At 66.9% G+C, this 7,227-nt stretch carries 7 protein-coding genes; 1 reads left to right on the top strand and 6 read right to left on the bottom strand.

Annotated elements, in window-relative coordinates; all coding sequences use genetic code 11:
* Positions 1-30: 30 nt before the first annotated feature.
* The 6 genes from FG99_RS20545 to FG99_RS20570 form a co-directional block, all read right to left on the bottom strand.
* Positions 31-1,008, bottom strand: a complete 978-nt coding sequence (locus tag FG99_RS20545; RefSeq protein WP_043272101.1) for a sulfonate ABC transporter substrate-binding protein — start codon at positions 1,006-1,008, stop codon at positions 31-33.
* Between the two features lie 168 nt (positions 1,009-1,176).
* A complete protein-coding gene (gene ssuE, locus FG99_RS20550) occupies positions 1,177-1,770 on the bottom strand; it encodes an NADPH-dependent FMN reductase (protein WP_009618803.1) in 594 nt (197 codons plus the stop codon).
* Positions 1,771-2,213: 443 nt separating this feature from the next.
* Positions 2,214-2,963, bottom strand: a complete 750-nt coding sequence (locus FG99_RS20555; protein WP_009618802.1) for an ABC transporter ATP-binding protein — start codon at positions 2,961-2,963, stop codon at positions 2,214-2,216.
* Positions 2,960-3,793, bottom strand: a complete 834-nt coding sequence (locus tag FG99_RS20560; protein WP_081884681.1) for an ABC transporter permease — start codon at positions 3,791-3,793, stop codon at positions 2,960-2,962. The genes FG99_RS20555 and FG99_RS20560 overlap by 4 nt, the downstream gene beginning before the upstream one ends.
* 3 nt (positions 3,794-3,796) lie before the next feature.
* A complete protein-coding gene (locus tag FG99_RS20565; RefSeq protein ID WP_141766165.1) occupies positions 3,797-4,804 on the bottom strand; it encodes an aliphatic sulfonate ABC transporter substrate-binding protein in 1,008 nt (335 codons plus the stop codon).
* A 182-nt stretch (positions 4,805-4,986) separates the two neighbouring features.
* Positions 4,987-5,625: a peroxiredoxin gene (locus tag FG99_RS20570; protein ID WP_043272102.1), complete on the bottom strand. Its 639-nt coding sequence runs from the start codon at positions 5,623-5,625 to the stop codon at positions 4,987-4,989.
* Between the two features lie 236 nt (positions 5,626-5,861).
* On the opposite strand from FG99_RS20570, the gene FG99_RS20575 reads away from it, so the two are divergent.
* The gene (locus tag FG99_RS20575) at positions 5,862-6,071 is read left to right on the top strand and encodes a DUF6316 family protein (protein WP_009618794.1); all 210 of its coding nucleotides are present in this window, start codon (positions 5,862-5,864) and stop codon (positions 6,069-6,071) included.
* Positions 6,072-7,227: the final 1,156 nt, after the last annotated feature.

A 7,227-nucleotide genomic window follows, 5' to 3' on the forward strand; every position in this document is an offset into this window, starting at 1 on the left:
TTCCCGCGAACGCGGGAACCCAATGAACGCTTACTGCGCCTGGGCCACCTTGGCCTTGCTGTCCGCCGGCGGCGTCCAGACCACGTCCTTGATGCTCAGCGCCTTGGGAATCAGCTTCAGCTGGGTGAAGGCGTCGGCGATCTTCTGCTGCTTGGCCACCACCTCGGGGGTGATGAACTGCGCGCCGTAGCCCTGGCGCTTGACCGCGGTGAGGGTGATGTCGGCGGGCAGGCCGAGCAGCGGGGCCACCTGTTCGGTGACCTGCTCGGGGTTCTTCTGCGACCACTCGCCCACCGAGCGCACTTCTTCCACCAGGGTGGTCAGCACCTGCGGGTGCTCCTTGGCGTAGGTGCGAGTGGCCAGGTAGAACTGGTGGTTGTCGGCCAGGCCGCGGGCGTCGACCAGGGTGCGGGCGTGCAGCTGCTTCTCGGCGGCGGCCTGGTACGGGTCCCAGATCACCCAGGCGTCGACGGCGCCGCGCTCGAAGGCGGCGCGGGCGTCGGCCGGCGGCAGGTACACCGGCTGGATGTCGCTGTACTTCAGGCCGTTCTCCTCCAGGGCGCGCACCAGCAGGTAGTGCACGTTGGAGCCCTTGTTCAGGGCGACCTTCCTGCCCTTGAGCTCGGCTACGGATTTGATCGGCGAGTCCTTGGGCAGCAGGATGGCCTCGCTGGTGGGCGCCGGCGGCTCGTTGGCGACGTAGACCAGGTCGGCGCCGGCGGCCTGGGCGAACACCGGCGGCGTCTCGCCGGTGACGCCGAAGTCGATGCTGCCGACGTTCAGCCCTTCCAGCAGCTGCGGGCCGCCGGGGAATTCCGTCCACTGCACCTTGATGCCCTGCTCGGCCAGGCGCTTCTCCAGCGTGCCGCGGGCCTTGAGCAGCACCAGGGTGCCGTATTTCTGGTAGCCGATACGCAGGGTACCGGGTCGTTCTTCGGCTTGGGCGCCGTGGGCCAGGGCCGCGATCAGCAGGGCCGCCAGTCCACCACGCAAAGTGAGGTTGCGCATTGCATGCTCCTTTGTCGTTGTGTGCTCGCCGGACCTGCGCTCCCGTTGGCGGGATGCTGAGGACCTGGTTTCTTGTCGTCTGGCAGTCACGCACCTGCCTATTCGAGGCTCGGTAGCGCTCCACGCTTTTTCTTGCAGCTTGCCGCTTGCAGCCTGCAGCCGCCTCTCTCAAATACTCCAGCGCGCCTTGAGCAACCGCTCGCTAAGCAGGTTCGGGTCGATCGGCCGGGGCCGCCGCGCCAGGGCGCCGTGGAACTGTTCCAGGGACTCCAGCAGGCGCCGCTCCAGGGCCGGCTCCAGCTGCGCCGGCGCATCGGCCGTGGCGTAGGCGATCTGCGAATCCTCGGCGAATACCCCGTGCAGCATCTCCTGGGCCTTCAGCGCCGCCAGCACCGGCTTGAGCGCGTAGTCCACGGCGAGCATGTGGGCGCTGCTGCCGCCGGTGGCCAGGGGCAGCACCACCTTATGGCTCAGGGCGCGCTCGGGCAGCAGGTCCAGCAGCACCTTGAGGGCGCCGGCGATGGAGGCCTTGTACACCGGGGTGGCGATCACCAGGCCGTCGGCCCGCGCCACCTGCTCCAGCAGCTCCAGCACCTGGGGGCTGTCGAAGCGGGCATGCAGCAGGTCCTCGGCGGCGAAGTCGCGCACCTGGTAGGAACGCACCTCCACCCCACGCTCATGCAGCCACCGGCGGGCAACGTCCAGCAGGACCGCGGAACGGGAGCGCTGGCTCGGACTGCCGGCGAGGGTCACCACATACATTGCACGCTTCCTTATAACTGAAAGAGCCGACTTGAAGCCGGCTCGCTAACCAACGTGCATAGACCTTAACAGGGGTTTTGATATTCCAATAAATGTTATTTATTCATTTGCTTATAACTTGAATAAAGAGTGTAGGAGCGAGCTTGTTCGCGAACGGGAGTTACTTGTGGCAGCGGTGTTCTGGGGAGATTCCGCTCCCTCTCCCTAACCCTCTCCCTGAAGGGAGAGGGGACCGTTCGGAGTGCTTTGGTATTCCTGAGTCAGCCGGCAATCTCGGCTATCCGGCTGAATCTGACCTTCCCGCTGGCACGGACAAGCCCCCTCTCCCTTCAGGGCGGGGCGCGCAGCCGAGGGCTGGGGAGAGGGCGCTCTTGAACCCAGCACCTACGCCACCAGCAAACGCCAATTCGCGAGCAAGTTCGCTCCTACGAACAGCGCGGCATCTAGATCACATGGGAATGCTGCAACTCCGTCAGCGCCTCTCCCCGCAGGTACGCCAGCTCCACCGCACGGCGGTCGCGGGGGCGTTGCAGGGGCACCGGGAACTCGCGGCGCAGGCGGCTCGGGGCGCCGCCCAGGAGCAGCACGCGGTCGCCCAGGTAGAAGGCCTCGTCGAGGTCGTGGGTGACCAGCAGGATGCTGATGTCGTATTCCAGGGCCAGTTGCTGGATCAGGTCCTGCAGGCGCAGGCGGGTGAAGGCGTCCACCGCGCTGAAGGGCTCGTCCAGCAGCAGCACCTGCGGGCGGCCGTAGAGCCCGCGGGCGATGGCCGCGCGCTGGGCCATGCCGCCGGAGAGCTGCTTGGGCAGCAGGCCGCCCTTGCCTTCCAGGCCGACGTCGCGCAGCAGCCGGGCGATGCGCTGGTCGTCGGCCAGCCAGCCGTCGGCGAAGCCGACGTTCTGCGCCACCGTCAGCCAGGGCAGCAGGCGCGGCTCCTGGAACACCACGCCGATGCCGCCGCCGCGGCCGCTCTCGCCGTCCGGGCCGAAGCCCAGCAGCGGGTTGCGCTGCAGCTGCCCGGCGAAGTCGGCGTCCAGGCCGGCGGCGATGCGCAGCAGGGTGCTCTTGCCGCAGCCGCTGGGGCCCAGCAGGCTGACCACCTCCCCCGGCGCCAGCGCCAGGCTGACGTCGTCGAGCACGCGCAGGCCGTCGAAGCTCTTGCGGATGTTGTTGAGTTCCAGCAGCGCGCTCATGCCTTGCCCTCCAGGCCTTCGAAGCTGTCGCGCCAGGCCAGGGCGCGGCGTTCCACGGCCTTGAGAAGGCCGTCGCTGAGCTTGCCGAGCACGGCCAGGACCAGGATGGCGGCGATGACGATGTCCGGCCGCGAGGTCTCGCGGCCGTCGCTGAGCAGGTAGCCCAGGCCACGGGTGGCGGCGATCAGCTCGGCGGCGACGAGGAACATCCAGCTCAGGCTGAGGGCGCCGCGCAGCCCGGTGAACAGGCTCGGCAGCGCCGCCGGCAGGAGGATGCGCCGCGCCAGGGTGAAGGTCGACAGGTGGTACAACCGACCCAGTTCCACCCACTTGCGGTCCACCCCGCGCACGCCGGCGACCAGCGCCAGGTACACCGGGAAGAAGGCGCCGAGGGCAATGAGCACCACCTTGGGCGTCTCGTCGATGCCCAGCCAGAGCAGCAGCAAGGGCACCCAGGCCAGGCTGGGGATGGCCCGCAGCGCCTGGAAGCTCGGCTCCAGGTAGGCCTCGGCGCGCTGGCTGAGGCCCACCCAGGTGCCGATCACCAAGGCGGCGAAGGAGCCGATGGCGAAGCCGCTGGCCACCCGCGCCAGGCTGGCGCCGATGTGCTGCCACAGCTCGCCATGGCCCAGTTGCCAGAGGGTGAGCGCGACGCTGCTGGGCGCCGGCATCTGGTTCTCCGCCAGCCAGCCGGCGCGCACCGCGAGCTCCAGCGCGGCGCCCAGCAGCAGCGGCAGCACCCAGGCCCGCCAGCGCAGCGGGCGCGGCCGCAACGACAGGGCCAGGCGGCGGCTACGGCCCAGGTCGAGGGGCCGGCTCGGCACGCCCATGGTTCATTCCGCCCTGGCCAGGGGCTGCTTGCCGATGACTTCGCCGGCCAGTTGCGGGTCGATCAACTGGTCCACCACCTTGGCCACGTCGGTGCCGGGGCGCACCAGTTGCTCGTCCACCAGGATGGGCGCGGCGGCCTTGAGCGCGGCAACCTGCTCGGCGCCGGGCAGCGGCTGGCTGAAGTCGGTGCGCGAGAGCTGCAGCCTGGCCACTTCCAGCGGCAGCTTGGCCTCCTCGGCCAGCAGCCTGGCGGTCTCCTCCGGATGCTCGATGGCCCAGTGGCGGGCCCGCTCGTAGGCGCCGATGACCTGCCTGATCAATTGCGGCTGCTCGTTGGCGAAACGCTCGGTGACGCTGAGCACGCCGTAGCTGTTGAAATCGACGTTGCGGTACAGCAGCCGCGAGCCGGCCTGCAGCTCGCTGGCCGCCATGTGCGGGTCGAGCCCGGCCCAGGCGTCCACCTGGCCGCGCTCCAGCGCGGTGCGGCCGTCGGGGTGCTGCAGGTGGACGATCTCCACGTCGCCCTTGCCCAGGCCGACGCTCTGCAGGCTGCGCAACAGGAACAGGTAGGGGTCGGTGCCCTTGGTGGCGGCCACCTTGTGGCCCTTGAGGTCGGCCAGGGATTTCAGCGGCGAGTCCTTGGGCACCACCAGCGCGGTCCATTCCGGGCGCGAGGCGATGTACACGGTCTTCAGCGGGCTGCCGTTGGCGCGGCTGAGCACCGCGGCCAGCCCCGCGGTGGAAGCGAAGTCGGTGCTGCCGGCGTTGAGGTATTCCAGCGAGCGGTTGCTGCCCTGGCTGAACACCCAGCGCACCTCGGTGCCCTGGGGCTTGAGCGCGTCTTCCAGCCAGCCGAAGTGCCTGAGCACCAGGCTGGTGGGCGCGTAGTAGGCGTAGTCCAGGCGGACTTCCCTTGGCGTTTGTGCGGAAGCGGTGGCAGTGAAGGCGCCGAACGGCAGACACGCCAGGAGAGCGGCGGTCAGGCTGCGGCGCCAGGTGGACGGACCCATGGTCGATCTCCTTGGCGGCGTGGCTGACGTCTTCTCCCCGTGTGGCGGGCAAGTCAGAGCGGGAAAACAAAGCGCGGCGCGGGGCCGGGCGGGAACGGAAAAAAAGGCGGCCGGACGAACCGGCCGAATACCCTACTCGTGGTTTGGAACAGGCGCGGCTGCGCGGGGCAGCCGCGGGAAAATCAGCGGTTGGGCTGCGGGGTCAGGCGCAGGTACGGCTTGACCGCGCGGTAGCCTTTGGGGAAACGCCGGCGAATCTCGTCCTCGTCTTTCAGCGAGGGCACGATGACCACCTCGTCGCCGTCCTGCCAGTTGCCGGGCGTGGCGACCTTGTGGTTGTCGGTCAGTTGCAGCGAGTCCACCACCCGCAGGATCTCGTTGAAGTTGCGCCCGGTGCTGGCCGGGTAGGTGATGGTCAGGCGCACCTTCTTGTTCGGGTCGATGACGAACAGCGAACGCACGGTCAGGGTGTCGTTGGCGTTCGGGTGGATCAGGTCGTACAGCTCGGAGACCTTGCGGTCGGCGTCGGCGATGATCGGGAAGTTGACTACGGTGTTCTGGGTTTCGTTGATGTCGTCGATCCACTTCACGTGGGACTCCACCGGGTCCACCGACAGCGCGATCACCTTGACGCCGCGCTGGGCGAAGTCGTCCTTGAGCTTGGCGGTCAGGCCCAGCTCGGTGGTGCACACCGGGGTGAAGTCCGCCGGGTGGGAGAAGAGAATGCCCCAGCTGTCGCCGAGCCATTCGTGGAAACGGATGCGGCCTTCGCTGGATTCCTGTTCGAAGTCGGGGGCGATGTCGCCGAGACGCAGACTCATGGGTTGGGCTCCTGGTTCGTGTGGGGTTCACTATGCACAAGGCCGGATTGCATTAAAAAGAATATATTTTGATTTTCTTATAACCAAAAAGACATGCAGTCACCTGGCCTCGCGCCACTGGCCATTGAGCATAGCCGCCAAGGCCCCCGCCGCCGTCCATTCGTCGCCTGCGCCCCGCCGCCGCCCGGCCTGACTACACTGAAATCATTAACCCGCAAGGTGTGGGAGGTATCTTCATGTTCGGTAAACGAGTGACTGACGGCGAGCCGGGCACCCACTATCGGAGCGACCGGATCAGCGCGGTCAATGGCCAGTATTTCTTCTCGACCCGCGAAGGCACGCTGGAAGGGCCGTTCTTCACCCGCTTCGATGCGGAACGCGAGGTGATGCAGTACATCAGCCGGATGCAGCAGGCCGCCGGGCTGTATGCGCGGGTGGCGCAGTAGGTGTTGTCTGGGTTTTAGGTGAGTCATGAACCCCGGCCAGGTGCCGGGGTTTTTCTTTGGGGGTCTTCCGGGGGCAGGTTGTTTTCGTAGGAGCGAGGGGGGCGCCTAGCTCTTGCTCGCGAACGGAGTTACCCGGCGGCTACGGTGCAAGCGTTGACGCCGTCCCCTCTCCCTAACCCTCTCCCTGAAGGGAGAGGGGACCGTTCGGTGTGCTCGGGTATTTCGGCGTTAGCCGGCTACCGCAAAGTTTCCGACTGACGCCAAATCTTCTCTCGGCACGGACAAGCCCCCTCTCCCTTCAGGGCGGGGCGCGCAGCCGAGGGCTGGGGAGAGGGAGCGGAGTCAACCCAACGTACCAGCGTCCTCGGGAAACTCTCGTTCGCGAGCAAGCTCGCTCCTACGAAAAGCAAAAGCGGCTCTGCTCTGGCTTTTGCTCTTGGGACTTCCAGAGAAACCTCCGCGCACTCCGAAACGCCCCTTCAGAAGGCCGAGCGAAACCGGCGCTCAGGAGGTCATGCGACATGGATGTCGCGAGAGCCCCGATGGGCTACAGGGACGTCCCCTCGGGGCGAGCCTCCGTGGCGGGGGAATTCGCGAGGGTAGCCCGGCTCCATCGGGCCCGTATGCGGGGCAAGCCTTTTTGGTTCCTTTTGTGGCGATTGACAAAAGGGACTCGCCCGAGGGGGCGAAACAAGACGGTCGGGCAGACTCGGTGCGGCGCAGAAACACCCAAGCCGAGGCAACTGGGTTATTAGTATTGTTCGCGGCAATGACGAGGTTAAGGCCGGAGTGGGGCAAGCTTCGCGAGCCAAGCCATAACCCCAAATGAAAAATACCGTTTCCCCCAGGCAGAGAAACGACATCCTTTCTTAAGTGAACAGCATTACGGCTGGTGCCGGGGTTTTTCTTTGGGGGTCTTCCGGGGGCAGGTTGTTCTCGTAGGATGGGTTGAGCTTGCGATACCCATCGGACCTTGGTGATGGGTATCGCTTCGCTCAACACCATCCTACGGGCCTATCGCTACACCTTCGATCTCGCCGGCGGCGCCGGGCATGAAAAAAGCCCCGGCATCGCTGCCGGGGCTTCGCTATCGGCCCTCCTGCGTGGGGACGGCCGCCAGACTCAGCGGAGCGCTTCGAACAGGCCGGTGGCGCCC

This window comes from Pseudomonas sp. AAC, from assembly GCF_000725445.1.
GTDB lineage: Bacteria > Pseudomonadota > Gammaproteobacteria > Pseudomonadales > Pseudomonadaceae > Pseudomonas > Pseudomonas citronellolis.